Source organism: Streptococcus sp. 2579, from assembly GCF_013277195.1.
In the GTDB taxonomy this organism is placed as follows: Bacteria; Bacillota; Bacilli; order Lactobacillales; family Streptococcaceae; genus Streptococcus.
This window is the reverse complement of the sequence record NZ_VMMM01000003.1, coordinates 169,983-191,767: the sequence shown is the minus strand read 5'-3', so window position 1 is coordinate 191,767 and position 21,785 is coordinate 169,983. Positions and strand designations below refer to the sequence as shown.

Sequence of the window (21,785 nt, the reverse complement as noted above, 5' to 3'; positions counted from 1 at the left end):
TGAATGGCTATTCTGGCATGAGAGAGTGAATAAAGAAATGATGTCGTCTGATGAAGAAAAATCTGATTTCGAAATATATTTAGAGGACGAGAACAGGAAAATTTCACTTATCAAAGAATACCTAACCGACTATGGAAAACTAGCAAAGGACTATCGTGATGTGGTCTCTGAGAATAAACTGCTAAAGGTTGAGAAGATGGCGCTAGAAGGCAGGTACATCTATGAGGATATGCGGATGAAGTACCGCGCTAACCGTAGGAAATGGGGTGTGAAATTATGGCGTTAAAAAACAAGCGGTATTTCTGGATCCAGCTTGCTCAGGACTTCTTTAAGTCAAAGGAGATGAAACTACTTCGCAAGATTGCTGGCGGAGATACACATACCATCATTTATCTCAAAATGATGTTAATTAGCTTGGAAGACGGAGGGCATATTTACTACGATGGATTGGCTGACAATCTAGCTGAAGAAATCGCTCTTGTCATTGACGAAAATGTCGAAGATATTAAAATTACATTGATTTTTTTAGAAAGCAAAGGATTGTTGACTAGAAAAAATGACAGGGACTATTTCTTAGAGCAAGTTCCTGAGATGGTTGGGAGTGAAACAGCAACTGCCAGAAGGGTTCGCAAGTTTCGAGAGAACAAACAGGTGTTACATTGTAACACCGATGAAACAAAGTGTAACGGAGATATAGATATAGATAAAGAGATAGATATAGAGATAGAGAAAGATATAGATAAAAATAAAAATAAAAATAAAAATAAAAATCCAGTCGAGCTCATCGTGGAAGAATATCAATCTCGTATTGCTCCGTTAGATGGAACTCAATTTGAAATCTTGAAAGAGTTCATCACTTTGGATGGAATGGAAGCGAAAGTTGTTCTGAAAGCAATTGGTTTTGCTGCTGACAATGGTAAACGGAATTTTAGTTATATTAAAGCAATTTTGACGAATTGGAAAAAAGACGGAGTCTTGACGATTGCAGCAGTCGATGAACGTGAGCGAGCCTACAAAGAAAGTAAAATCAAGGGTCAGTCAGGGAATCAAAAATCAAATGTTCCCGAATGGTCTCAACCTAACTATGTGAATACCACGAGCGAGGAGGACAAGGAAGAGCTTGAAAAACGGAAACGTGAATTACTTGAAAGGCTTGAAAATAGAGGTGGCTGATGTTTATTTTAAGACATGGGACAAGAGAGGATAAGCCCTTTCTGATGTCCGCAGTTATCGGAGTGACTGGTTTGGACATTTCATATTCTGAGGAGAAGAAAGCCATGCGGTTTGTTTCTCGTGGGGCAGCCGTACAGGTTGGTAAGGCATTGAGGGGTTGCTTTGGGAACTTTTACCCTGTTGAGGTGGAGTGATGAAAGATATCAGAATACTAGATGCGTGTTGTGGCTCTCGAATGTTTTGGTTTAATAAAAAGGAACCACACACAACATACATGGATAGACGTGAAGAGGAATTTGAGATTCACAAAAAGAAAATCAACGTTAAGCCAGACATTGTTGCAGATTTTCGAGATATGCCATTTGATGATGAAACATTTAACCTTGTTGTATTTGATCCGCCACACCTTTTATGGGCTGGCCAGAAATCATTCATGCGTGCGCAATATGGACAACTAGACTTGTTGACTTGGAGATTAGATTTACAACAAGGTTTTGAAGAATGTTTTAGGGTTTTGAAAACAGGAGGAACACTTATTTTCAAGTGGTCTGATGCTCAAGTAAATGTTAAGGAAATTTTGGAATTAGTCCCACAACAACCACTTTTTGGGCAACAGCGTGGGACAACTCACTGGATGGCTTTTATGAAATTTTAGGAGGTATTGATGTTAAATCTTTACTTCGTCTATAACGGGCACTGCAAGTTTTTCCTTGGGAGGTTTGACAATGTCGATGATCTCATTGAGCAAATGGAAGATCATCAGTGGGCTTTCTCGGCTATCACTCATCCAAGGTTTCAGAAGCACATTGGTCAGCGGACGACACGGTTTGACTATGGTGCGAAGGATTGTTACTATTTAGCGACTTTTTCAGGAGGAGAAGAAAATGATTGAACTTATTAAAGAATTTGGAATGGCGATTCTGTGGTTATTTCTCGGCTACTTAATAGGGGAACGTGCAGCAAGAAAGGAAAAGAAAGATGATCAATAACGTTACATTGGTAGGGCGCTTAACGAAAGACCCTGAATTAAAATATACGCCGTCGAATGTGGCGGTTGCTACCTTTACTCTGGCGGTCAATCGGAACTTCAAGGGAGCAAACGGCGAGCGAGAGGCGGACTTCATCAACTGTATGATGTGGCGCAAGCAGGCGGAACTGTTCGCAGAATGGTGCAAGAAAGGCAATCTGGTCGGTGTGACAGGGCGCATCCAGACAAGGAATTATGAGAATCAGGAGGGGCGCAGGGTCTATCTGACTGAGGTGGTCGCAGATGGTTTTGAGCGACTTGAAAAGCGTGATGATACTGCTAACCGTTCGAACATTGAGGAACAAATGCCAGGATACGCCCTTGAAGAAGATGATTTTCCGTTTTAGTGGGAGGTGTTTGGTTGAAGTATGACAAACAGGCTGAGATTGAAGGACTGAAACGCACAATCGAGCAAAACGAAGAGAAGATAATCGAGTATTCGAAACCGTGCGATGCACGCAAGAGACGGATTAGAGCGCTGGAGCGCGATTTGTTGAAGAAAAAGAATAAAGAATTAAGACAGAAAGTAGAGGAGTTGGAAGATGATGGAAGAGTTAAAGCAAAAAGTTAATGAAGTATACAACTGGACGGTAGAAGACGGGAAACCCAAACCTCCCAAGCAAGATTTACCACAAGCGGTAAAAGACCGGGCGGATTATTTCTGGGAAATGACAGAAGATGGCATGACGTTTATGGGAGTGATGGAATGTATCTTCGCTGATGAAAGACCTAAAGAATACGATTTGGGAGCTACCAAGGATTGGTTGCCAAAATCTAAGGAGTTTGATGATTGGATTAGCTATTCGCCAAGCATGGCTCAGGTAGTTATTGCAGTTTATTTGATTTATGGAGGAAGCTAAGATGAAACTTAAGGAATTGATTGATTATTGTAACGTCTTAAAAGAAAGTAAAAGTAGGTTTATCAATTGTATTGATGTAGACAGAATCATCGATACAATCAAACAACTAGACGAACCAGAAAAAGTCAAAGTTCCGCAGTGTGTTCATAAATATATTCAAGAAGCAAAAGAATATAATTGGGACTTACAAGATTTAATGAAGTCTATAGATGATGAAGATAGTGAGGACCTTCAAAGATGGTTTTATCACGAATGCAATCAAGAAACACTTGCTCGTGCATGGCTTGACGGCTACGATGTCGAGGAAGAGAAGCGGTATCGGGTAAAGATGAAAGGTATCGTAAACGCACTGAGCTTTTTGAGCTATCACAAAAATGCTGATATATGGACGGTCACAGATAAAAATAATTCAGACGGACACAGAGCACATCACACCTGTAAAGAACTAGAAGAAGCTGGATTCGGATGGGTTTTCAATTGTGAAGGTGTTGAGATTGAGGAGGTTGAGTGATGGAAGAAATGAAAAGAGAGTTTGCAGGTAAATTGTACAGAAAAGCTTGTGAAATTGCAGAGTTTTATGAAGAGCAAATGGATAGTGAAGACGATGACGAAGTATTTGATATTGAAGAGTGTTTGGTAGAGTTATGTCAGCTAGTTTTTGACGAAATGATTTTTTGTCAAGCGGCAGTATCGAGAACATACTTCGCAACATTGCCAACAGACAATCTTTATATTATGAGTGAAGCAAGAAAAGAATTGCCTTTTAAACCACAGCAGGAGGTCACAGATTGAAAAGATTTATCGCAATATGGATATTATTATCTGCTGGACTAAACATCTGGCAGATGGACAGGATTCGAGATTTAGAAGAAAAGAAGCCGATGGTTATCTATAAGGCTGATAACGCAGGCGCTGAGATATTTGGCAAGGTCCTTGAGAAAGGACGGCACGGGAAGCTATACACGCTTACTATACGTGACTACGGGGTGTTCGTGGTTACGAAGGACGTGTATGAGAAAGTGAAAGTTGGGGATGAGGTGATGTTATGATACCAAAATTTAGAGCGTGGGATAGACTGCGAAAAGAAATGAATTACAAAGTCATGGTAGGCAATTGTGACACAGATGATGAAAACTGGACTTGTCCTGTCATTTGGATTGAAGATAGAAAAAAGTGGTTACATTTTGATGATTATGACTCTATCATGCAATCAACAGGACTCAAGGATAAGAACGGCAAAGAGGTCTTTGTCGGAGATATTATCAAATGCACAAGAGGATGTCCACATGAAGTGTATTTAGAAAAAGAATATGGTGGTACATTCATAGGTGGAATGCCAGCTGTATACCTAAAAGACTTGGGAGAAGGATATGCGTGGACTGAGCATGAAGAAGTCATCGGCAACATCTACGAAAACCCTGAATTTTTGGAGGAATAAAAAAGCCCAATCCATAAGGACTAGGCTTCGAAGATGAAATTGTAGAGTTGGACAACCTTCTGAAAACTGGTTGTATCCATGGTTGTGATTTTTTGAGCCCTGCGCTCTCTAAAGTCAAAAGTATAGAGTTGGAGTGGATTGACAGAGCCATCTACCTTATTGGAACGCACAGGAACGAGCAGACCTTGTTCTTCTAGTCTGTTTTGACCGTGTGTAATAGGGCATACAGCCACAAATCCAGTCCGCTCCGAATATTCTCTACGAGAGACGACAATAGCAGGACGGCGTTTCTGAATCTCACGCCCAACAGACGGGTCAAAGTCAATCCAGATGATGTCCTGTTTTTCTGGAATGTAATCATATTTCGCTGTCAAGGAATTTTACCCCCTCGAAGTCATCTTCCATGCGTAGGTCTGCATCGCCGCTAAATGGGTCTGGAATTTTTGGAGCTAGGACAATGACATTATCTACACCCTTGTAGACAAACATTTCCTGACCTTCTGGAACGTTGAGTGTTTTGGGAATGGTCACAGTGACAGAGTTCCCAACCTTACGAGTTTTAACAGTATTCATTTGTTTCTCCTTTATTTAGTATACATACAGTATACACCTAAAAAGGGAGCAAGGCAAGAAAAAAGCCAGCACAGCTGACTTCTCGTGTTATAGTTTCGCATAACTATTATATCATGAGGAGGAGTTCGTGTGCAAATAGAGTTATTGGATATCATCGATGAAAAGAAGACAAGAAAGGAAGCTATCAAAGTCCTTAAAAAATACAGTCGTCTGAGACGGATAGCTGGAGAAGAATACGCTCCAAAAATAACAATATCCTACTCGCTTGAACCAAAATCATCAAGTGGTCAGACAAGTAAGCAGGTAGAAAGCATGGTCTTGCGTAGAGTATCAGCTCAGCAGGACCTAGAACTAATCGCTAAAGCAATCAACAATCTTTCTGATATGGAATACACACGTATCCTAATCGAACGATATTGCAGGAAGAAAAGGAGGGAAGACTACAGTATTTATTCAGAACTAGGCTACTCATCCAGTGAGTATTATCGGATATTAAACAAAGCTCTTTTAGAGTTCGCGGAGTCCTATCAAGCAAGCAACCTTCTGGTTTACAAGTGATTTCTGGGAAAATCTTGGGAAAAATCTGGGAAAATCTTGGGAGAATTGGAACGGAAAAAGGTGCTAAAATAGTATTATCCAATGATTGGCAACGAACAGTCATGAGGACTCCTAAAAATATAGAGGTTTCGACCTCTTAGACAGTAAGGACAGGTTAGCAGGTTGTTTGGGTCTCCTTGAAACTTTTACCAAGCGTGCGTTTTACTGCTAGACCAGCTGGTTCAATTCCAGCTACTGTCATATTCAATGCCACGACTAGTGGCTTTTTATGTAGAAAGGAGAGGTACATGAAGAAAGTAGAACCAATTCGTGATTTAGACGATATCGAACGAATGAAAAATTATTTAAAATCAAAAAGTGAACGAAACTATATTCTCTTTTTATTTGGGATATACTCAGGTTTACGAGTAAGCGATATTGTTCCTCTCCAAGTAAAACATGTTACCCAAGACAGAATAGAAATAAAAGAGAAAAAGACAGGGAAAGTAAGAAGGTTCGCAGTTAACCCAGAGTTAAGAAAAGCCTTGAATCGCTACATAAAAGAAAATAATCTTGAAAGTTACGACTACCTCTTTCCGAGCCGGAAGAAAGTTAGGGGCGATGGACTTAGAATCAAGCATATAGGAAGAGTAGCTGTGTATCAATTTCTAAATGATGCAGCAAATCATTCTGGACTTGAACATATTGGTACTCACTCAATGAGAAAAACATTTGGGTACCATCACTACAAACAGAATGGTAATATAGCTATCTTAATGCAGATACTTAATCACTCTGCACCAGATATAACATTGGACTATATAGGCTATAATCAAGATGAAATAGATGAAAGTATGCTTACTTTTACGTATTAAAAGCATGTCTATTTATCATATTGAGAAACGGTAAATTCAATAAATCAGAAATGTAGTTGAAGCATTGCCTAGACTGAGTTAAAGCAGGTTCTCTCGAAAGTCACAAAATATAAGATATGTTAAATACAAGAGGGGGTGGGTGCACTAAAAACACCCCTGTTTTGAAAGATACCGAGGGGGTATATTTGAGAACACCAACCCCCCTACCCTAAAAGAAAGGACCCCCTCCTTAGATGAATACCAACCCCCTCCGTGCAGACCGTAGCGGACCACATAGAGTAGCCTTTGAGAAGAACAAGAAGATTATCTTAAAGACAAGAAACACTTGTGGGATATGTGGCCAGCCTGTAGACAAAGACCTGAGATATCCTCATCCATTAAGTCCAGTCATTGACCACATCGTTCCAGTAAATAAGAATGGACATCCATCTGATATTGCTAACTTGCAGTTAGCACATTGGCAATGCAATAGACAGAAGTCTGACAAGCTATATGCTGATGAGAAGACAAATGGAACAAAGGTTATCGGTAATAGGAACTTGCCACAAAGTACAGATTGGTTTAAATATAAGAGTTAATATTAAAACCATCAGTAATCATTTAAAAAATAAATAGACCGTGTTTTAAAAAAATAATTAGACAGAGATTAAAAAAGAGGACGAGTGTTCCTGCCAAGGTGGGGGGGATGACCCCCTCCCCCTCGGTGCTTCAGGGCTTCACACCGTCACTGTACATTTTTTCTCGCGGGAAATGAAAGGTAGTTGTATAAAATGACATTGAAAGGTATGGGCTATCTCAGGAAGAAGTTAGCCAATTACAAAATGGGTGTAGATACTAGATATAATCAGTATGCTATGCAACACAATGACATAGATGTTGGTATTACGATACCACCTCAAATCAGGCAACAATATCGGGCGGTCTTAGGTTGGGCTGCTAAAGGTGTTGATAGTCTAGCAGACCGTTTGGTCTTTCGTGAGTTTGCTAATGATGAGTTTGGGGCAAACGAAATCTTTGCTCAGAACAATCCAGATGTATTCTTTGATAGCGCGATCCTTTCAGCATTGATTGGGTCGTGTTGTTTTGTCTACATCTCGCAAGGAGACGATGATGATGCTCCTCGGTTGCAGGTTATTGAGGCAAGCAACGCGACTGGTGTTCTGGATCCTATCACTGGCTTGCTGACAGAGGGCTATGCCGTTTTGAAAAGGGATGACAATGGTTATGCCGTGCTTGAGGCTTACTTCACTAGTGATGTGACTTGGTTCTATCCGAAAGATGGTCAGCCGTTTGCAATCGGAAATCCAACGGGTGTTCCTTTGCTGGTGCCAGTCATTCATAGACCTGATGCGGTTCGTCCGTTTGGTCGGTCACGAATTACTCGGGCAGGGATGTACTATCAGAGATACGCTAAACGAACGCTTGAACGGTCAGATGTGACTGCTGAGTTCTATTCATTCCCTCAGAAGTATGTGTTGGGATTGAGTCAAGATGCTGAGGCGATTGATACTTGGAAAGCAACTGTGTCTAGCTTGCTGACCTTTACCAAAGATGATGAAGGAGATAAGCCGAATGTAGGACAATTCACCACATCCAGCATGTCTCCTTTTACTGAGCAGTTACGGACTGCAGCTGCTGGCTTTGCTGGGGAGATGGGCTTGACCTTAGATGATCTTGGCTTTGTATCTGACAATCCGTCATCTGTTGAAGCTATTAAGGCTAGTCATGAGAACTTGCGGTTAGCTGGTCGGAAGGCTCAGCGCTCTCTGGGCTCTGGTTTGCTGAATGTGGCTTATGTGGCTACTTGTTTACGTGATGAGTTTCCGTATTTGAGGAAACAGTTCAATAAAACGGTCGTGAAGTGGGAGCCTTTGTTTGAGGCGGATGCTAACATGCTGACCTTAATTGGTGATGGTGTTATCAAACTGAACCAAGCGGTGCCTGGCTATATGGATGCTGAAACCATCCGTGACTTGACTGGAATTAAAGGGTCAGACAAGCCTGCTCCAGTAGTGAAGGAGGTTGCAGATGGTGGAGGATATCGTTCCGAGCCTGCTCAAGAAAATCAAGTCTGAATTTGAAGGTGCTAGGCTAGATAGTGAGGTCTTGAAAGACTTGCTGTCTAAATTGCAGCATAGCAAGGCAAGTTATTTGGATGCCAATCAATATGCAATTGAAATTGGAGAGATACTTTCTAAGGCTCTGGGAGCCTCTCTGACGAACGAAACGCTACCAGACGGTAAAATGTATTACAATATCGCTCAACGTGTGCTGACGGACGTTCTGGGGCGGAATTACGAGCTTGTGAGTGATTATACTGAACAAGTTCAGAAGAATTTGAACTCTGAGGCTAAAATTGGGTTAGCTGCTCAGGTTCCTGAACTGAATCAAGACAGAATTGATGGTCTGGTCAATCGTTTAGCAAGTGAGGAAAATTTCGATGATGTAAAATGGTTGCTTGATGATCCGATTGTAAATTTTAGTCAGAGCATTGTGGATGATAGCATTCGAAAAAATGCGGAGTTCCATCACAAAGTGGGGTTGAGTCCGAAAATCGTTCGAAGAGTTGTCGGTCATCCGTGCAAATGGTGCAAGAGTTTAGAGGGTTCATACAATTATCCAGAAGTTCCCAAGGATATATATAGACGGCATGGCAATTGTCGGTGTACTGTTGACTATCATCCTGGTAATGGGAAGAAACAGAATGTTTATACTAAACGTTGGGCAGAATCTCAAAAAAGTGCTAAAATAGAAGTATTAAAAGGTGTAGGCTTACCTGTTCAATCTGGTGCAAGAAATTATTTTCGTGATGAATCGAATGATGATATTTTGCCAAAAGATTTTATTAAAGCAGAAAAGCACGCTTATCTTACGTATGACAAAATAAAAAATAGTAATCAAGAATTAGAGAAGCGAAAAATTTACTCGAACATTGGAAAGTTTAAGGAAATGAAAGACTTTACCAAGGAAGATGTTGATATTGCTTTTAATCATGTTTTTAATGATATCCATCTTTTAAAAGACGGGGAAAGCTTATTTCATCCAGAAGTCAATATGGCAGAGTCGTGGGAGCGTCTGATTACTGGTAAGGATATCCAATCACATGATTTGATATTATTGAAACACGAGCGATTGGAGCATGATTATATGTATGTCAGAGGGAATATGGATTATGATACTGCTCATGCTAAAACAGATGAAACATATAATTATGGTAATGCTTTGACTCGATATTTGGAAAGGAAGAATAATGTTAAAATTTAATTTGATTGAAATTGTGAACGGTTTTTACCATTACGAGGTCTTTCCTGAGGGTGATGTGAGTAGAAGGGAGATTTTTGAATTTAACCCTTCTACCCGTGAGATAAAGCGAAATGATCCCCCGAAATATGGTTTTGATTATGTGTCAAAATGCATCATAAATCTAAAAAATGAAGACGGCAGTTTGAAAGAATCAGGGCAAGTTGCTTGGTATTAAGCACCTAGAGAAATCTAAGTGCTTTTCTTATGCTTAGAAAGGAGTAACAATGGGAAACACGATTGATTTTTCAGAGAAAAAGTCTAGTCTGGAGCGCGGTGCTTCCGTGAAAGAAATTTTGGAGGAAAATCTTGAGGCTAGTCATGACTACACTTCGGTGTTGGTAGTTTCTTTGGATAAAGATGGTGAGATAAATCTTGGCTATAGCTGGGATAGTAGTTTGCAGGCATTGGGAATGCTAGATGTTGCTAAAAACTATATTTTAAACGTAATCAATTAAATCATCCCAGCGATAGGGTTATCATGCGGTACGATTGAAAGGAGCAGTGGATGGCTAGAAAGAAACTTGGCAATCAGAATCCTACTCAATCGGTAATTTTAAAGTACGTCAAGAAAAATTCTAAGGCGAAAGAAGCGGTAGAAATCTACGAGCGGACAGGTCTTTCTTGCTACGCTTGGCAAGTCAATTTGTTGACCTCTATCATGGCGGTTGACAAGAATGGTTTGTGGGTGCATCAAAAATTTGGCTACTCTATTCCTCGTCGTAATGGGAAGTCTGAACTCTTGTACCTTTTTGAACTTTGGGGCCTGCATAATGGACTAAACATCCTACACACGGCTCATAGAATATCCACCTCTCATTCCTCTTTTGAAAAGGTTAAACGTTACCTTGAAAAAATGGGATATGTGGACGGTGAGCACTTTAGCTCTATACGAGCCAAAGGACAAGAGCGGATTGAACTGTTTGACGGCGGTGGGATTGTACAATTTCGTACCAGAACATCCAATGGTGGTTTGGGGGAAGGTTTTGACCTTCTTGTAATCGATGAGGCTCAGGAATATACGACTGAGCAGGAATCGGCCTTGAAATATACGGTAACGGATAGTAGCAATCCAATCACAATCATGTGTGGGACACCACCTACACCTGTTTCAAATGGGACGGTATTTACAAATTACCGTAAGACTTGCCTGTTTGGGAAAGGAAAATACTCAGGTTGGGCAGAATGGTCGGTTTCTGAGGAAAAAGAAATCGATGATGTCGATGCCTGGTATAACTCCAATCCCTCAATGGGCTACCATTTGAATGAGCGGAAGATAGAAGCCGAGCTTGGTGATGATAAGCTAGACCATAATGTTCAGCGTTTGGGTTATTGGCCTGAATACAACCAGAAATCTGCTATTTCGGAAACGGAATGGAATGAGTTGTGTGTTGACTCTATGCCTGATTTATCAGGTAAGTTGTTTGTCGGAGTCAAATATGGTCAAGATGGCGCAAACGTGGCATTAAGTATTGCTGTTCGTACGGTAGATGAGCGGATTTTTGTTGAGACGATTGACTGTCAGTCAGTCCGTAATGGGAATGACTGGATTTTGGATTTTGTGAAGCGTGCCGATGTGGCTACTATCGTAGTCGATGGGGCAAGCGGTCAGAAAATCCTTGATGAAGAGTTGAAAAAGGAACGCATGAAGAGCGTGATATTGCCTACGGTCAAGGAAATCATCGTGGCTAACTCTATGTGGGAACAAGGGATTTATCAAAAGACCTTGTGCCATGCTGGTCAACCGTCTTTGAAGAAAATCACAACCAATTGTGAGAAGCGGAACATCGGTTCAAACGGTGGGTTTGGCTATCGCTCGCATTTTGCGGATATGGATATTTCTTTGATGGATAGCGCCTTGCTTGCGCATTGGGCTTGTGTGACAACTAAGCCTAAGAAAAAGCAAAAAATCAGTTATTAAGAGGAGCGGTTGAAAGACTGCTTTTTTTGATGCCTAAAAAATTACCGAACTGCCGGGAAAGCAGGAGAAAGGAGACATGAAGATGTCTGAATTTAAAACGATTGAAACACAGGAAGAGCTAGATAACATCGTGAAGGAACGTATCAGACGTGAGCGTGAAAAATTCGCTGATTATGATGATCTCAAGAAACGTGTTTCAGAACTAGAGTCTGAAAATGGCGCTTTGAAAGCTACTGTTGAGGAAACAAAACAGACAATCGCCGAATCAGACGCTCAAATCACTGAATTGCAGGGGCAAGTAAGCAATTATGAAACTGCTAGCTTGCGAACTCGTATCGCTTTACAAAATGGCTTGCCTTATGACTTGGCTGACCGTATTCAAGGCGCTGACGAAGAGGCATTGAGGGCTGACGCTGAGCGTCTAGCTGGCTTTATGCGTCCAGCAATACCTCAAGCACCGCTAAGAGATACGGAGCCCCCTATCGGTGATGACAAAACTATGCAAATGAAGCAAATGCTTCGTGAATTACAACCAAAAGGAGAATAGAAATTATGGCAGATAATGCAATGAAAGCTGGAACACTTTTTAAACCAGAACTAGTTAAAGAAGTTATTAGTAAAGTACAGGGACATTCTGTCCTTGCTAAGCTAGCATCTCAAACACCAATCCCATTTAACGGTGTGGAACAATTCATCTTTAACCTTGAAGGGAATGCGCAAATTGTCGGTGAGGGTGAACAAAAACAAGCTGGGAAAGCTAAAATTACTTCAAAAATTATTAAACCCATTAAATTCGTTTATCAAGCTCGTATGACAGATGAATTTAAATATGCATCAGAAGAAAAACAAATGAATTTCTTGTTAGAATACATTGATGGATTCGCCAAAAAAATTGCTGAAGGATTTGATCTTGCTGCTATTCACGGTCTTGAACCAAAATCCATGACAGATGCAACTTTCCGTGCAACAAACTCATTTGACGGTGTGATTACTGGTAATATTGTTACATATGATGAAGCGCATATCGATGATAATATTGATGCTGCAGTTCAAACGATTGTAGCGAAAGGTGGGGAAGTGACAGGCCTCGCCTTGTCTCCAACTGCAGGCCAAAACTTGGCTAAAATTAAGGTTAACGGAGTTGTTCAATATCCTGAGTTTCGCTTTGGTCAAAATCCTGATTCATTCTACGGCATGAAGTCAGATATTAGTAAAAACCTCACTGTAACTGGTGGTACCGCTGAAACAGACCACGTTATTGTAGGGGATTTCCAAAACCGCTTCAAATGGGGTTATGCTGAAAATATTCCAATGGAAATCATTGAATACGGTGATCCAGATGGTGCAGGTCGTGACCTTAAAGCCTACAACGAAATCTGTTTGCGTGCGGAAGCCTTTATCGGCTGGGGTATTCTTGATGAAGATGCCTTTGCTCGTGTGAAAGCGTAAGTTTTATGGCTTTATACCGTGATACGAAAACGGGCGTGATTATCTCCGCTGAGAGTGTTCTTGGCGGAGATTGGGTGCCTGTGGAAGATACGGCACCAAGCGGAGCGGATTTGACCGTAGCGGAATTGAAGTCTAGTTTGGATGAATTGGGCATTGATTACGATAAGGGTCTAAAAAAATCCGATTTGGTAGCTTTATACGAGGAAAACAAGGGTTAAGCTATGGGAAATTTTGCAAAGATTGAAGACTTGGAATTGTTGTGGCGCTCGTTGAAATTTGATGAGCGTGCAAGGGCTGAGGCTTTGTTGGAAGTTGTATCTAATTCTTTGCGAGTGGAAGCTGAAAAAGTCGGTAGAGACCTTGACGATATGGTGGCAGAAAGCGTGTCATTTGCTAGTGTTGCCAAGTCTGTCACGGTCGATATCGTGGCACGAACCCTCATGACCTCAACAGACCATGAACCAATGACTCAGGTTGCTGAAAGTGCCTTGGGTTATTCGTTTAGTGGCTCTTACCTTGTGCCTGGGGGAGGTCTCTTTATCAAGGACACCGAATTGAAAAGGCTTGGTTTGAAGAAAAAACAACGATATGGAGCGATTGAAATTTATGACCTACCTAAAAGGAATCCCTGTCATTTTAGTGGACAAGGTAGAAATTGGTAATGACGATTTCGGCCATCCAATCCATCGTGATGTTGAGATTGAGGTTCAAAATGTATTGGTTGCCCCAACTTCATCAGAGGACGTCATCAATCAAATGAACTTGACTGGGAAGAAGGCGGAATATACACTCGGTATTCCTAAAGGGGATACTAACAAGTGGGAAAACCGTGAGGTCAAGTTTTTTGGTCGTAAATGGCGGACGATTGGCATCCCTCAAGAGGGGATTGAGTCAATGATTCCATTGTCTTGGAATAGAAAGGTTATGGTTGAAGTTTATGAGTAATATGAAATTTCAATTGAACTCGGCTGGGGTGTCTGCCTTGCTACGTTCTTCCGAAATGCAGGGCATTTTGAGGGAGAAAGGGCAAGGGATTGCTGAAAGAGCTGGCGAGGGGTTTGAATTGACCGTATCGCCAGGGCAGAAGCGTGCCAATGCGAAGATTAGTACAACTGACATCAAGAGCATAGCCAGAAATAAAAAACATAATATTTTACTGAAGGCTATGAGATGATCGAATTAGTTATAAAGAAATTTTTGGACGGACAGTTAGATGTTCCGTCTTTTTTTGAACATAAACCGAATATGCCTGAGAGTTATGTCATCCTTGAGAAGACGGGGAGTAGTGGAAGTGACTACGTTCATTCCGCTACATTCGCTTTTCAAAGTTATGCACCATCACTTCAAAAGGCAGCTGAGTTGAATGAGAAAGTCAAGAGAGTAGTTGAGAATCTCATCACAGTCAACGAAGTTAGCGGTGTACATCACAATAGTGACTACAACTTTACAGACACGGAAACGAAGCAATATCGCTATCAAGCGGTATATGACATCAATTATTTTTAAAAAGGAGGTGTAGTTTTGGCGCCAGAATTAGAAGCGACAGAAGTAAGAACACAAAATGCAGAATCAATAGGAGGAAAGAATATGACGACTGCATCAGCATCAAATGTAACGGCTGCTAAGCCCAAAATCGGAGGGGCGGTTTCTACTGCTCCAGCTGGAACAGATCTTCCAACGAATGCAAAAACAGCCTTGAACCCAGCATTTAAAACGCTTGGGTATATTTCAGAAGATGGATTGACCAATGAGAACTCACCAGAGTCAGAAGAAGTCAAGGCTTGGGGAGGACAAACAGTCTTGTCTTCTCAAACTGAAAAGAAAGATACCTTTAAATACAAATTGATTGAGGGTCTTAACATTGAAGTTTTGAAAGAAGTGTATGGCCCAGATAACGTTTCAGGAACCCTTGAAACAGGTATCACTGTAAAAGCTAATGGTAAAGAATTGCCTGAACATTGCTTGGTTATCGATACATTGTTAAAAAACAGCTATGTGAAACGTGTTGTCATTCCTCGTGGTAAGGTTAGCGAAATTGGCGAAATCAGCTATAAAGACGGCGAACCTATCGGCTATGAATTGACGATCACTGCACTACCAGACAACAGTGAGAACACTCACTACGAATACATTCAAGGAGCGTAAAATAAATGAGTAAAACATTCAAAGGGGAAACGAAGTTAGGCTTTAAATTCGAAATTTCTGAGCGTCGTTTAAACAACTATGAATTGTTGGAATTGATTGGTGAAGTTGACGAAGGACAAGGTCAAGTCTTTCCTAAAGTTGTAAAACTTTTATTCGGAGATGAGCAAGCCAAGGCTTTTAAAGACCACCTAAGAGAAGAAGATGGCATTGTGCCAAATGATAAAATGGCAGATGAAATCAAGAGTGTTTTTGAATCAGTTAACGGCTTAAAAAAATCCTAGTCCTTGCTCAGATGATGAATTTGGACGAAGATGCCCTTATCTGTGATTTAGCAGAAACCTATCAAATATACGACTATAAACAGCTACCTTTAAATCAGGTGGCTGTTTTTGCGTATGGGTTGCGTGATGATTCGCGGATAAAGCAGTTTATGTCTGACCAAATCGTCCCTCTGGAAACGACGTTACTTGCTAGTATCGTAGACAGATTGTCTCTTTCTTTGTGGTTGCAAACTAAGGATGGGCAAAAGGGTGTTAATCGCCCTGCATCAATTGCTGAAATGCTAACAAAGAATCACAAAGAAGAGAGTGACGAAAGGGATTATCTCGTCTTTGAATCTGGTGAGGACTTTGAAAACTATCGCAAGGCTTTACTTGCGAAAACAGGAGGTGATGAATAGTGGCGACCGAATTAGGAAAAGCCTATGTACAAATCATTCCGTCTGCTAAAGGTATTAGTGGCATGATTCAAAAGGAAATGGGTGGTGAAGTCGCCTCAGCTGGCGTTAGCGCAGGCGAATCCCTCGGATCCAAAATGATGGGGGCTGTTTCAGGAGTTATTGCTGCTGCTGGAATTGGTAAGGCCATTGGAGCATCGATAAACGAAGGGGCAGCACTTCAACAATCGCTTGGTGGTGTCGAAACCTTATTTAAAGACTCAGCTGATAAGGTCAAAGGATTTGCAAACGAGGCCTACAAAACCACAGGTCTGTCAGCCAATGCCTATATGGAAAATGTTACAGGTTTCTCAGCCAGCTTACTACAATCTCTTGGTGGAGATACAGATAAAGCGGCAGAAACAGCTAATATGGCTATGATTGATATGTCGGATAATGCTAACAAGATGGGGACATCTATGGAAAGCATTCAGCTGGCTTATCAAGGTTTTGCCAAGCAAAATTATACGATGCTTGATAACCTTAAATTGGGTTATGGTGGTACAAAACAAGAGATGCAACGGCTTTTAGCTGATGCAGAAAAATTGACAGGTGTTAAGTATGACATAAATAACTTGTCAGATGTTTATAGCGCCATTCACGCCATCCAAGAGAATTTGGACATCACTGGTACAACAGCGAGAGAGGCAGCAACAACTTTCACTGGATCTTTTGAATCTATGAAGGCAGCTGCTCAAAATGTTCTTGGGAAGATAGCTATTGGCGAAAACGTTACGCCAGCACTACAATCTTTACTAGAAACCACTAAAACTTTCCTTTTTGGCAACTTCTTACCAATGATAGGAAATATCTTATCAGGATTAGGAGTAGTACTGACCGAAGGCGTAAGCTCTTTAGCTTCTCAGCTTTTTGGGGACGCTTTTGGTAGTGCAGTCTATGACCAAATCGGACGTGTGACAGGAATTTTCCAAACCTTTTTTGATATGATCTTCGGGTCAATGGATAGGCAAGGGAATATCGATATCCTAAACACGTTAGGATTTAGCGATGAAGCGGCAACCCAAATTGTTAATATTGCGGACAATATCCGTGTAACCTTTGAGAATATCGGGTCAGTTATCGGTAATGTTGGTAGCATCGTAGCTGATTTTGTAGGCGATCTCTTAGGAATTCAGGGTGGTGAGCAGGGAGTCAATCTTCTTGGAACTGCTTTTGAAATTTTGAGTTCAGCATTGAGAATCAGCTCTTCTATCCTAAAAGAAATCACTAACTTTTTCAAAGAAAATAAATTAGCAGCTGATTTACTGAAGACAGCGGTAGTTGCTCTTGGCGTTGGTTTGCCAGTAGTGAAATTTGCAAACTTTTTACAAGGTTTAGGCGGAATAAGTGGAGTTCTTGTTATTGCTAAGACAGCAATAACAACTTTTGCTACGAGTATTACGGCAACTATTTCTTCAATCCCACTTATAGGATGGATTGCAGCTGCAGTTGCCGCATTAGCTTGGTTCTTCACTCAGACTGAAACAGGTAGACAAATATGGTCATCTTTTGTAGATTTGATTAAACAGGCATGGCAGGGGATTGCTGATTTCTTTGTTGGTCTTTGGTCTGGTATCTCTGAAGGTGCTAGTAATTTGTGGGTAAGTATTCAAGAAGCTGCATCTGTGGCATGGACAGCTATCACAACAGCAGTGATGGCGATTGTTCAACCGTTCATTAATGGATTCATGAATATTTGGAACAATATTTCAGATGGTCTTACTCAAATTTGGGAAGGAATTAAGATGATTTTTCAAGGTGCTTGGGACTTCATCAAATCTATTTTCTTGGGTGCTATTCTCATCATCATCGACCTTGTGACAGGGAACTTTAACCAGCTGGGGGCTGATCTTTCTCTAATCTGGGAAGGGATTAAAAATAGTATCTCTATGATTTGGGAAGGGATTAAAACATACTTCTCTGGAGTCGTGGATGTTATCGTAGGTTATGCTACTGCTATTTTTGAAAACTTTTCTACCACTCTTAGTACAATTTGGAAAGGGTTGTCCGCTGCAGGTAAGGCTATCTTTGATGGTTTTGCTCAGATATTATCTAACATCTGGAACACTATCAAATCTGTCGCAAGCAGTGCTTGGGAAGGGTTGAAATCAACTGTCTTAGGGCTGATTGATGGACTTGTCCAAGGAGCTAAAAATGCTTGGGAAAGCATGAAACAAGGTGTTCGTGATCTTGTTGATAAGGTTACAAGCATATTCGATGGAATCAAAAACATTGACCTTTGGGAGGCAGGTAAAGCTATCCTTGATGGCTTTTTAAATGGTTTGAAATCTGCTTGGAGTGCGGTTACTGACTTCGTTGGTGGTATTGCTAGCTGGATTCGTGACCACAAAGGTCCGATTGAGTATGACCGCAAGCTCTTGATTCCTGCTGGTAATGCGATTATGCAAGGTTTGGATAGAGGGTTGCAAGACCGTTTCAAAGATGTTAAGAAATCGGTCGTTGGAATGGCTGGCGAAATCTCAAACGCATTTTCAAATGATGATTTTGGTTTGAGTGGAACACCGACTATTGCCAGGAATCTTGAAGCAAGCTTGGCTATGCCAAGTGCTCAAATCGAGGCAAAAGATAGTCAAACCGTGTCTGAGATAGCGATTCTGAGAGCAAGTATGGAGAAGATCCTTACTGCTATCCTTGAAAAGCCATCAGATACTTACCTGGACGCTGATAAAATTTCAATGAGCGTCTACCAACGCCAAGGTGCGATTTATGCTAGGGAGGGAATTTAATGGAATACATGATTATCAATGGTTTCAATACTTCAACCATTCCTAACTGCGTGGTGACAGATTTTGGCGAGGTGGAGGCTGCTAAACCTAAAGTTTCAGAAACAGCTACCCTATTTGGGGTTAACGGGAATTACCGTGTCTTGGACGGTGCTTATGAGAGTTATGAACGAACATTTGCATTTTACCTTCCAAGGACGGTAGACCCGTCTAAAATTGTTGAGAGATTCCAACCAAATGATAATACGCTAGAGTTTAGCTACCAACTAGGCTCTATTTTTTATGCTGATTTCGTCAGTGCAAAATACAAGCCCCAAGGTATGCACGGCTGGAAATTAGAAATCAAGCTGAGTATGCAACCATTCCGTTATCAGAAAAATGTTGCTCCTCTTATCTTTACCGCAAGCGGTAATGTCAACAATCCAGGCTCTGTCTATAGTGAGCCTGTGATTGAGATTGAAGGGGACGGTGATATTTCTTTGACTATCGGACGGACAACCATGCACTTGACCATTAGACGAAAAGTGACTATTGATTGTAGACATAAGAAACAGAATATCTACAACGCAGATGGTGCGGTTCAAAATACGCTACGTAAGCGTGGAGGCTTCTTTGAGTTAGCAGTCGGGAATAACGGTCTGGTCTTTACTGGTTCGGTTCGTAAGGTCACGGTTCGGCCGAATTGGAGGTATATCTTATGATTTATCTTACTGAAGGCAATACGCCTTTAAACGAGGCCTACAATGACGAAATTGTCCAGGAGCGGAACAATACCTATCAACTGACCTTTCGTTTTCCTACATCGGATCCCAAGTGGGAATTGCTGAAAGAGGAAACTTTTCTGACTGCAGACGATCTGCATGGTGAGCAGGATTTTTATATTTTTGAGGTTGAAAAACAACAAGGATATATCCAAGTCTACGCTAATCAGGTTATCAGTCTGTTGAATAATTATATCGTCAGCTCTATCGAGGTTGACCGTGTCAGTGGGACGAGGGTATTGAGCGCATTGGCTGGTAGTATTACCAGAGCCAATCCTTTTTCTTTCTTCTCAGATATTGACGATAGGCATACGCTCAACATCAAGGACAAGAATGCGATGGAGGTCTTGGCGAAAGACAAGCACTCTATCCTTGGTCAGTGGGGCGGAGATATGGTGCGAAATGGCTACAACTTACGTTTGTTGAAGAATGGCGGTTCAGAAAATGAATCGCTTTTTATGTACAAGAAAAACCTGTCTAGCTACCAGCATAAGACCTCTACCAAATCGCTGAAAACTCGGATAACCTTTAAAACGACTGTTAAAGGCGAGGGAGAAAAGGCGCCTGACGTTGATTATATGGTGGTGATTGATAGCCCCTTACTCGGGAAATATAGCCAAATCTATGAAGCAGTTGTTGAGGTCAATGACCAGAATGTCAAAGACCAAGCTAGCTTGATTGAATATGGTAAACAGTATTTTCGGACAAGTATGTGCGATATGTTGGAAGATAGTCTTGAAATTTCGGTTGTCGGTCAGAGCGATGTTGCGGTGCAGATGTTCGATGTGGTCAGTATCTACCATGAGTGGTATGGTCTTGATGTTCGTAAGAAAATCACCAAATATACCTATTCGCCAATGGCAAAACGCTTGAAGACAATTGGATTCGGAACCTTCCAGTCGAGTCTTGCGAATGCGATCGGTGGGATTGTAAATGATGCCGTTTTGAATGAAAGCCGAAATCTGCATCAGATTTTTGAGGAACGTTTGAAAAAGGAAATTGCCAACGCTGATCGTGCTTTTGATGCTGAATTTGCCAAGCGTGAGAAAGCTATCACGGATGCCATCGAGCAGTACAAGGCTAAGGCCGAAGAAATGGGCGCTAAAATCCATGAGGAAATGGAAAAAGAGCGTCCTGAGTTCGTGAAGCGGATTCGTGAGGAACTGATGAGTGGTGCGGACTCGATCGCTGAACTGAGCAAGAAGCTGGAGCAGGTTAGTGAAACAGCAAGAGTCAACGCAAGCCTGATAGGTGGTGACGGAAATACCCGGTACAACAAGAATCGCTTAAATGGTGGCACGGCCAAGAAAATCAGCTATGGAACGGATTTCGTGGAAGTAGGACACAACGGAGAGGGTTTTGAACTTGGTAAGCAGTACGTCATAAGCTGGTCAGCAACCTGCACACCTTACGGTAAGACGGATGTGACTGTGGTAGTCAATAAGACACTGTTCTATGGTGGCCACGTTCATTTAGCGCCTGCTAATACGGTCATGCCAGCGATTGATAAAGACCTGACCCAGAAAGAAGAGCAGGTCTTAGCAGTTTACTACGGTACTTATCGTATGACCTTCTCAGGAGAATGGTATCAGAACGTAGAGCAGTCTGTGACGATTGACAATCAGACAAGACGGATTGAACTAGCGCCAGTCTACAAGACGGTTGCGGACGGACAAAATGCTAGATATGAGGGAAGTTGGAGCGAGAGTCCAACTTTTATTTTTGACGGAGGAAGAACATGACAGAAACAATCCCAGTGAGGGTACAACATAAACGCATGTCAGCGAGTGACTGGGCAAGTAGCACTCTGGTCTTACTTGATGGAGAGTTAGGTATCGAGAGCGATACAGGAAAGGTCAAGGTCGGAAATGGCCGTGACCGATTTTCAGCTCTTCAATATCTAACAGGACCAAAAGGTGACCGTGGAGAACGTGGGGAAACAGGATCACGAGGAGCGGACGGAGTTATGCGATTCGAGAACTTGACGAGTCAACAGAGAGAAAGTTTGCGTGGTCCGCAGGGTGTCCAAGGTGAACGAGGGCAACAAGGACTGCAGGGCATTCAAGGGCCTAGAGGATTGACTGGTGCAAAGGGTCCAGCAGGACCGGCAGGAGCTAGAGGTGCGGATGGAGCGCCAGGGCAAAACATCATCAATCAGAACGGCGGGCAACCAATGAAATATTGGTCTGGTACAAGGTCTCAATATGACGCGATTGCCAACAAGGATAGTAACACTATCTACGATATTTTTAGTCAATAGGAGGTAG

General features: G+C 41.6%; 36 protein-coding genes. 34 read left to right on the top strand and 2 right to left on the bottom strand.

The genetic code is table 11. The features are described from left to right. Positions 1-37 precede the first annotated feature (37 nt). The 12 genes from HT725_RS01765 to HT725_RS01710 all read left to right on the top strand — a co-directional run bounded on the left by HT725_RS01765 (position 38) and on the right by HT725_RS01710 (position 4,498). On the top strand, positions 38-286 hold the full coding sequence (locus tag HT725_RS01765) for a hypothetical protein (protein WP_240147142.1): 249 nt from the start codon (positions 38-40) through the stop codon (positions 284-286). After that, positions 277-1,173, top strand: a complete 897-nt coding sequence (locus tag HT725_RS01760) for a phage replisome organizer N-terminal domain-containing protein (protein ID WP_173218415.1) — start codon at positions 277-279, stop codon at positions 1,171-1,173. The genes HT725_RS01765 and HT725_RS01760 overlap by 10 nt, the downstream gene beginning before the upstream one ends. Then, positions 1,173-1,367 carry a hypothetical protein gene (locus HT725_RS01755; protein ID WP_173218417.1) on the top strand — a complete coding sequence of 65 codons (195 nt, stop codon included), beginning with the start codon at positions 1,173-1,175 and terminating at the stop codon, positions 1,365-1,367. Before HT725_RS01760 ends, HT725_RS01755 begins: the two co-directional genes overlap by 1 nt. After that, complete coding sequence (locus HT725_RS01750; RefSeq protein ID WP_173218419.1) at positions 1,367-1,828, top strand: class I SAM-dependent methyltransferase; 462 nt, start codon at positions 1,367-1,369, stop codon at positions 1,826-1,828. The genes HT725_RS01755 and HT725_RS01750 overlap by 1 nt, the downstream gene beginning before the upstream one ends. Positions 1,829-1,837: 9 nt before the next feature. After that, positions 1,838-2,065, top strand: coding sequence for a hypothetical protein (locus tag HT725_RS01745; RefSeq protein ID WP_173218421.1), 228 nt, complete (start codon positions 1,838-1,840; stop codon positions 2,063-2,065). An 86-nt stretch (positions 2,066-2,151) separates the two neighbouring features. Then, positions 2,152-2,547 (top strand): single-stranded DNA-binding protein, encoded by a 396-nt coding sequence (gene ssb / locus HT725_RS01740; RefSeq protein ID WP_000609557.1) that lies wholly within the window; start codon positions 2,152-2,154, stop codon positions 2,545-2,547. Positions 2,548-2,561: 14 nt separating this feature from the next. Beyond that, positions 2,562-2,771, top strand: a complete 210-nt coding sequence (locus tag HT725_RS01735) for a hypothetical protein (RefSeq protein WP_173218423.1) — start codon at positions 2,562-2,564, stop codon at positions 2,769-2,771. Beyond that, complete coding sequence (locus tag HT725_RS01730; protein WP_173218425.1) at positions 2,743-3,060, top strand: hypothetical protein; 318 nt, start codon at positions 2,743-2,745, stop codon at positions 3,058-3,060. The genes HT725_RS01735 and HT725_RS01730 overlap by 29 nt, the downstream gene beginning before the upstream one ends. A gap of 1 nt (position 3,061) precedes the next feature. Then, on the top strand, positions 3,062-3,571 hold the full coding sequence (locus tag HT725_RS01725) for a DUF1642 domain-containing protein (RefSeq protein ID WP_173218427.1): 510 nt from the start codon (positions 3,062-3,064) through the stop codon (positions 3,569-3,571). Then, complete coding sequence (locus HT725_RS01720; protein WP_173218428.1) at positions 3,571-3,852, top strand: hypothetical protein; 282 nt, start codon at positions 3,571-3,573, stop codon at positions 3,850-3,852. Before HT725_RS01725 ends, HT725_RS01720 begins: the two co-directional genes overlap by 1 nt. Beyond that, positions 3,849-4,109 (top strand): DUF1372 family protein, encoded by a 261-nt coding sequence (locus HT725_RS01715; RefSeq protein WP_173218430.1) that lies wholly within the window; start codon positions 3,849-3,851, stop codon positions 4,107-4,109. Before HT725_RS01720 ends, HT725_RS01715 begins: the two co-directional genes overlap by 4 nt. Then, positions 4,106-4,498 (top strand): YopX family protein, encoded by a 393-nt coding sequence (locus HT725_RS01710; RefSeq protein ID WP_172922637.1) that lies wholly within the window; start codon positions 4,106-4,108, stop codon positions 4,496-4,498. The genes HT725_RS01715 and HT725_RS01710 overlap by 4 nt, the downstream gene beginning before the upstream one ends. Before the next feature lie 20 nt (positions 4,499-4,518). Here HT725_RS01710 and HT725_RS01705 read toward each other — a convergent pair whose 3' ends face one another. Then, complete coding sequence (locus HT725_RS01705; protein WP_138706349.1) at positions 4,519-4,872, bottom strand: type II toxin-antitoxin system PemK/MazF family toxin; 354 nt, start codon at positions 4,870-4,872, stop codon at positions 4,519-4,521. Next, on the bottom strand, positions 4,856-5,071 hold the full coding sequence (locus HT725_RS01700) for an AbrB family transcriptional regulator (protein ID WP_001098945.1): 216 nt from the start codon (positions 5,069-5,071) through the stop codon (positions 4,856-4,858). Before HT725_RS01700 ends, HT725_RS01705 begins: the two co-directional genes overlap by 17 nt. Before the next feature lie 129 nt (positions 5,072-5,200). On the opposite strand from HT725_RS01700, the gene HT725_RS01695 reads away from it, so the two are divergent. The 22 genes from HT725_RS01695 (at position 5,201) to HT725_RS10385 (ending at position 21,778) form a co-directional block, all read left to right on the top strand. Then, positions 5,201-5,629: an ArpU family phage packaging/lysis transcriptional regulator gene (locus tag HT725_RS01695; protein WP_023940104.1), complete on the top strand. Its 429-nt coding sequence runs from the start codon at positions 5,201-5,203 to the stop codon at positions 5,627-5,629. 287 nt (positions 5,630-5,916) lie between these two features. Beyond that, the gene (locus HT725_RS01690) at positions 5,917-6,483 is read left to right on the top strand and encodes a site-specific integrase (protein ID WP_138700361.1); all 567 of its coding nucleotides are present in this window, start codon (positions 5,917-5,919) and stop codon (positions 6,481-6,483) included. A 233-nt stretch (positions 6,484-6,716) separates the two neighbouring features. Then, complete coding sequence (locus tag HT725_RS01685; RefSeq protein WP_050228905.1) at positions 6,717-7,061, top strand: HNH endonuclease signature motif containing protein; 345 nt, start codon at positions 6,717-6,719, stop codon at positions 7,059-7,061. A gap of 192 nt (positions 7,062-7,253) precedes the next feature. After that, a complete protein-coding gene (locus HT725_RS01680; RefSeq protein ID WP_173252937.1) occupies positions 7,254-8,558 on the top strand; it encodes a hypothetical protein in 1,305 nt (434 codons plus the stop codon). Further along, a complete protein-coding gene (locus tag HT725_RS10190; RefSeq protein WP_240149601.1) occupies positions 8,512-9,747 on the top strand; it encodes a hypothetical protein in 1,236 nt (411 codons plus the stop codon). Before HT725_RS01680 ends, HT725_RS10190 begins: the two co-directional genes overlap by 47 nt. After that, positions 9,734-9,961: a hypothetical protein gene (locus HT725_RS01670; protein ID WP_173252935.1), complete on the top strand. Its 228-nt coding sequence runs from the start codon at positions 9,734-9,736 to the stop codon at positions 9,959-9,961. The genes HT725_RS10190 and HT725_RS01670 overlap by 14 nt, the downstream gene beginning before the upstream one ends. 49 nt (positions 9,962-10,010) lie before the next feature. Continuing rightward, on the top strand, positions 10,011-10,241 hold the full coding sequence (locus HT725_RS01665; RefSeq protein ID WP_050216382.1) for a hypothetical protein: 231 nt from the start codon (positions 10,011-10,013) through the stop codon (positions 10,239-10,241). A 50-nt stretch (positions 10,242-10,291) separates the two neighbouring features. After that, the gene (locus tag HT725_RS01660; protein ID WP_050216383.1) at positions 10,292-11,704 is read left to right on the top strand and encodes a terminase large subunit; all 1,413 of its coding nucleotides are present in this window, start codon (positions 10,292-10,294) and stop codon (positions 11,702-11,704) included. A gap of 82 nt (positions 11,705-11,786) precedes the next feature. Next, a complete protein-coding gene (locus HT725_RS01655; RefSeq protein WP_173252934.1) occupies positions 11,787-12,251 on the top strand; it encodes a DUF4355 domain-containing protein in 465 nt (154 codons plus the stop codon). A 5-nt stretch (positions 12,252-12,256) separates the two neighbouring features. Further along, on the top strand, positions 12,257-13,153 hold the full coding sequence (locus HT725_RS01650; protein ID WP_173252932.1) for a phage major capsid protein: 897 nt from the start codon (positions 12,257-12,259) through the stop codon (positions 13,151-13,153). Between the two features lie 5 nt (positions 13,154-13,158). Then, complete coding sequence (locus HT725_RS01645; protein ID WP_173252930.1) at positions 13,159-13,371, top strand: HeH/LEM domain-containing protein; 213 nt, start codon at positions 13,159-13,161, stop codon at positions 13,369-13,371. Positions 13,372-13,374: 3 nt separating this feature from the next. Then, positions 13,375-13,815: a phage Gp19/Gp15/Gp42 family protein gene (locus HT725_RS01640; protein ID WP_173252928.1), complete on the top strand. Its 441-nt coding sequence runs from the start codon at positions 13,375-13,377 to the stop codon at positions 13,813-13,815. Continuing rightward, positions 13,760-14,098, top strand: coding sequence for a hypothetical protein (locus HT725_RS01635; RefSeq protein ID WP_000221695.1), 339 nt, complete (start codon positions 13,760-13,762; stop codon positions 14,096-14,098). The genes HT725_RS01640 and HT725_RS01635 overlap by 56 nt, the downstream gene beginning before the upstream one ends. Then, entirely contained in the window at positions 14,091-14,327 is a 237-nt protein-coding gene (locus HT725_RS01630) for a hypothetical protein (protein ID WP_173252926.1), read from the top strand. Before HT725_RS01635 ends, HT725_RS01630 begins: the two co-directional genes overlap by 8 nt. Beyond that, positions 14,324-14,659 carry a hypothetical protein gene (locus HT725_RS01625; protein WP_173252924.1) on the top strand — a complete coding sequence of 112 codons (336 nt, stop codon included), beginning with the start codon at positions 14,324-14,326 and terminating at the stop codon, positions 14,657-14,659. Before HT725_RS01630 ends, HT725_RS01625 begins: the two co-directional genes overlap by 4 nt. Positions 14,660-14,740: 81 nt before the next feature. Further along, the gene (locus tag HT725_RS01620) at positions 14,741-15,298 is read left to right on the top strand and encodes a phage tail protein (RefSeq protein WP_173252970.1); all 558 of its coding nucleotides are present in this window, start codon (positions 14,741-14,743) and stop codon (positions 15,296-15,298) included. 5 nt (positions 15,299-15,303) lie between these two features. Further along, entirely contained in the window at positions 15,304-15,579 is a 276-nt protein-coding gene (locus tag HT725_RS01615; RefSeq protein ID WP_050365284.1) for a hypothetical protein, read from the top strand. An 11-nt stretch (positions 15,580-15,590) separates the two neighbouring features. Continuing rightward, a complete protein-coding gene (locus HT725_RS01610) occupies positions 15,591-15,977 on the top strand; it encodes a DUF5361 domain-containing protein (RefSeq protein ID WP_173252922.1) in 387 nt (128 codons plus the stop codon). After that, positions 15,977-18,760: a PblA gene (locus tag HT725_RS01605; RefSeq protein WP_173252920.1), complete on the top strand. Its 2,784-nt coding sequence runs from the start codon at positions 15,977-15,979 to the stop codon at positions 18,758-18,760. The genes HT725_RS01610 and HT725_RS01605 overlap by 1 nt, the downstream gene beginning before the upstream one ends. Then, on the top strand, positions 18,760-19,458 hold the full coding sequence (locus tag HT725_RS01600) for a phage tail protein (RefSeq protein WP_173218442.1): 699 nt from the start codon (positions 18,760-18,762) through the stop codon (positions 19,456-19,458). Before HT725_RS01605 ends, HT725_RS01600 begins: the two co-directional genes overlap by 1 nt. Beyond that, a complete protein-coding gene (locus HT725_RS01595; protein WP_240147140.1) occupies positions 19,455-21,260 on the top strand; it encodes a phage tail spike protein in 1,806 nt (601 codons plus the stop codon). The genes HT725_RS01600 and HT725_RS01595 overlap by 4 nt, the downstream gene beginning before the upstream one ends. Next, the gene (locus HT725_RS10385) at positions 21,257-21,778 is read left to right on the top strand and encodes a hypothetical protein (RefSeq protein ID WP_173218444.1); all 522 of its coding nucleotides are present in this window, start codon (positions 21,257-21,259) and stop codon (positions 21,776-21,778) included. The genes HT725_RS01595 and HT725_RS10385 overlap by 4 nt, the downstream gene beginning before the upstream one ends. The last annotated feature ends 7 nt before the right edge of the window (positions 21,779-21,785 follow it).

Excerpts from the sequence above, each read along its gene's own strand:
- HT725_RS01640 (WP_173252928.1), top strand. The coding sequence starts at position 13,375 with ATGGGAAATTTTGCAAAGATTGAAGACTTGGAATTGTTGTGGCGCTCG.
- ssb (WP_000609557.1), top strand. The coding sequence starts at position 2,152 with ATGATCAATAACGTTACATTGGTAGGGCGCTTAACGAAAGACCCTGAA.
- HT725_RS01670 (WP_173252935.1), top strand. The coding sequence starts at position 9,734 with ATGTTAAAATTTAATTTGATTGAAATTGTGAACGGTTTTTACCATTAC.
- HT725_RS01660 (WP_050216383.1), top strand. The coding sequence starts at position 10,292 with ATGGCTAGAAAGAAACTTGGCAATCAGAATCCTACTCAATCGGTAATT.
- HT725_RS01615 (WP_050365284.1), top strand. The coding sequence starts at position 15,304 with ATGAGTAAAACATTCAAAGGGGAAACGAAGTTAGGCTTTAAATTCGAA.
- HT725_RS01645 (WP_173252930.1), top strand. The coding sequence starts at position 13,159 with ATGGCTTTATACCGTGATACGAAAACGGGCGTGATTATCTCCGCTGAG.
- HT725_RS01655 (WP_173252934.1), top strand. The coding sequence starts at position 11,787 with ATGTCTGAATTTAAAACGATTGAAACACAGGAAGAGCTAGATAACATC.
- HT725_RS01600 (WP_173218442.1), top strand. The coding sequence starts at position 18,760 with ATGGAATACATGATTATCAATGGTTTCAATACTTCAACCATTCCTAAC.
- HT725_RS01685 (WP_050228905.1), top strand. The coding sequence starts at position 6,717 with ATGAATACCAACCCCCTCCGTGCAGACCGTAGCGGACCACATAGAGTA.
- HT725_RS01765 (WP_240147142.1), top strand. The coding sequence starts at position 38 with ATGATGTCGTCTGATGAAGAAAAATCTGATTTCGAAATATATTTAGAG.
- HT725_RS01750 (WP_173218419.1), top strand. The coding sequence starts at position 1,367 with ATGAAAGATATCAGAATACTAGATGCGTGTTGTGGCTCTCGAATGTTT.
- HT725_RS01635 (WP_000221695.1), top strand. The coding sequence starts at position 13,760 with ATGACCTACCTAAAAGGAATCCCTGTCATTTTAGTGGACAAGGTAGAA.
- HT725_RS01680 (WP_173252937.1), top strand. The coding sequence starts at position 7,254 with ATGACATTGAAAGGTATGGGCTATCTCAGGAAGAAGTTAGCCAATTAC.
- HT725_RS01720 (WP_173218428.1), top strand. The coding sequence starts at position 3,571 with ATGGAAGAAATGAAAAGAGAGTTTGCAGGTAAATTGTACAGAAAAGCT.
- HT725_RS01690 (WP_138700361.1), top strand. The coding sequence starts at position 5,917 with ATGAAGAAAGTAGAACCAATTCGTGATTTAGACGATATCGAACGAATG.
- HT725_RS01700 (WP_001098945.1), bottom strand. The coding sequence starts at position 5,071 with ATGAATACTGTTAAAACTCGTAAGGTTGGGAACTCTGTCACTGTGACC.
- HT725_RS01665 (WP_050216382.1), top strand. The coding sequence starts at position 10,011 with ATGGGAAACACGATTGATTTTTCAGAGAAAAAGTCTAGTCTGGAGCGC.
- HT725_RS01745 (WP_173218421.1), top strand. The coding sequence starts at position 1,838 with ATGTTAAATCTTTACTTCGTCTATAACGGGCACTGCAAGTTTTTCCTT.
- HT725_RS01595 (WP_240147140.1), top strand. The coding sequence starts at position 19,455 with ATGATTTATCTTACTGAAGGCAATACGCCTTTAAACGAGGCCTACAAT.
- HT725_RS01620 (WP_173252970.1), top strand. The coding sequence starts at position 14,741 with ATGACGACTGCATCAGCATCAAATGTAACGGCTGCTAAGCCCAAAATC.
- HT725_RS01610 (WP_173252922.1), top strand. The coding sequence starts at position 15,591 with ATGATGAATTTGGACGAAGATGCCCTTATCTGTGATTTAGCAGAAACC.
- HT725_RS01630 (WP_173252926.1), top strand. The coding sequence starts at position 14,091 with ATGAGTAATATGAAATTTCAATTGAACTCGGCTGGGGTGTCTGCCTTG.
- HT725_RS01710 (WP_172922637.1), top strand. The coding sequence starts at position 4,106 with ATGATACCAAAATTTAGAGCGTGGGATAGACTGCGAAAAGAAATGAAT.
- HT725_RS10190 (WP_240149601.1), top strand. The coding sequence starts at position 8,512 with ATGGTGGAGGATATCGTTCCGAGCCTGCTCAAGAAAATCAAGTCTGAA.
- HT725_RS01730 (WP_173218425.1), top strand. The coding sequence starts at position 2,743 with ATGATGGAAGAGTTAAAGCAAAAAGTTAATGAAGTATACAACTGGACG.
- HT725_RS01760 (WP_173218415.1), top strand. The coding sequence starts at position 277 with ATGGCGTTAAAAAACAAGCGGTATTTCTGGATCCAGCTTGCTCAGGAC.
- HT725_RS01625 (WP_173252924.1), top strand. The coding sequence starts at position 14,324 with ATGATCGAATTAGTTATAAAGAAATTTTTGGACGGACAGTTAGATGTT.
- HT725_RS10385 (WP_173218444.1), top strand. The coding sequence starts at position 21,257 with ATGACAGAAACAATCCCAGTGAGGGTACAACATAAACGCATGTCAGCG.
- HT725_RS01755 (WP_173218417.1), top strand. The coding sequence starts at position 1,173 with ATGTTTATTTTAAGACATGGGACAAGAGAGGATAAGCCCTTTCTGATG.
- HT725_RS01650 (WP_173252932.1), top strand. The coding sequence starts at position 12,257 with ATGGCAGATAATGCAATGAAAGCTGGAACACTTTTTAAACCAGAACTA.
- HT725_RS01725 (WP_173218427.1), top strand. The coding sequence starts at position 3,062 with ATGAAACTTAAGGAATTGATTGATTATTGTAACGTCTTAAAAGAAAGT.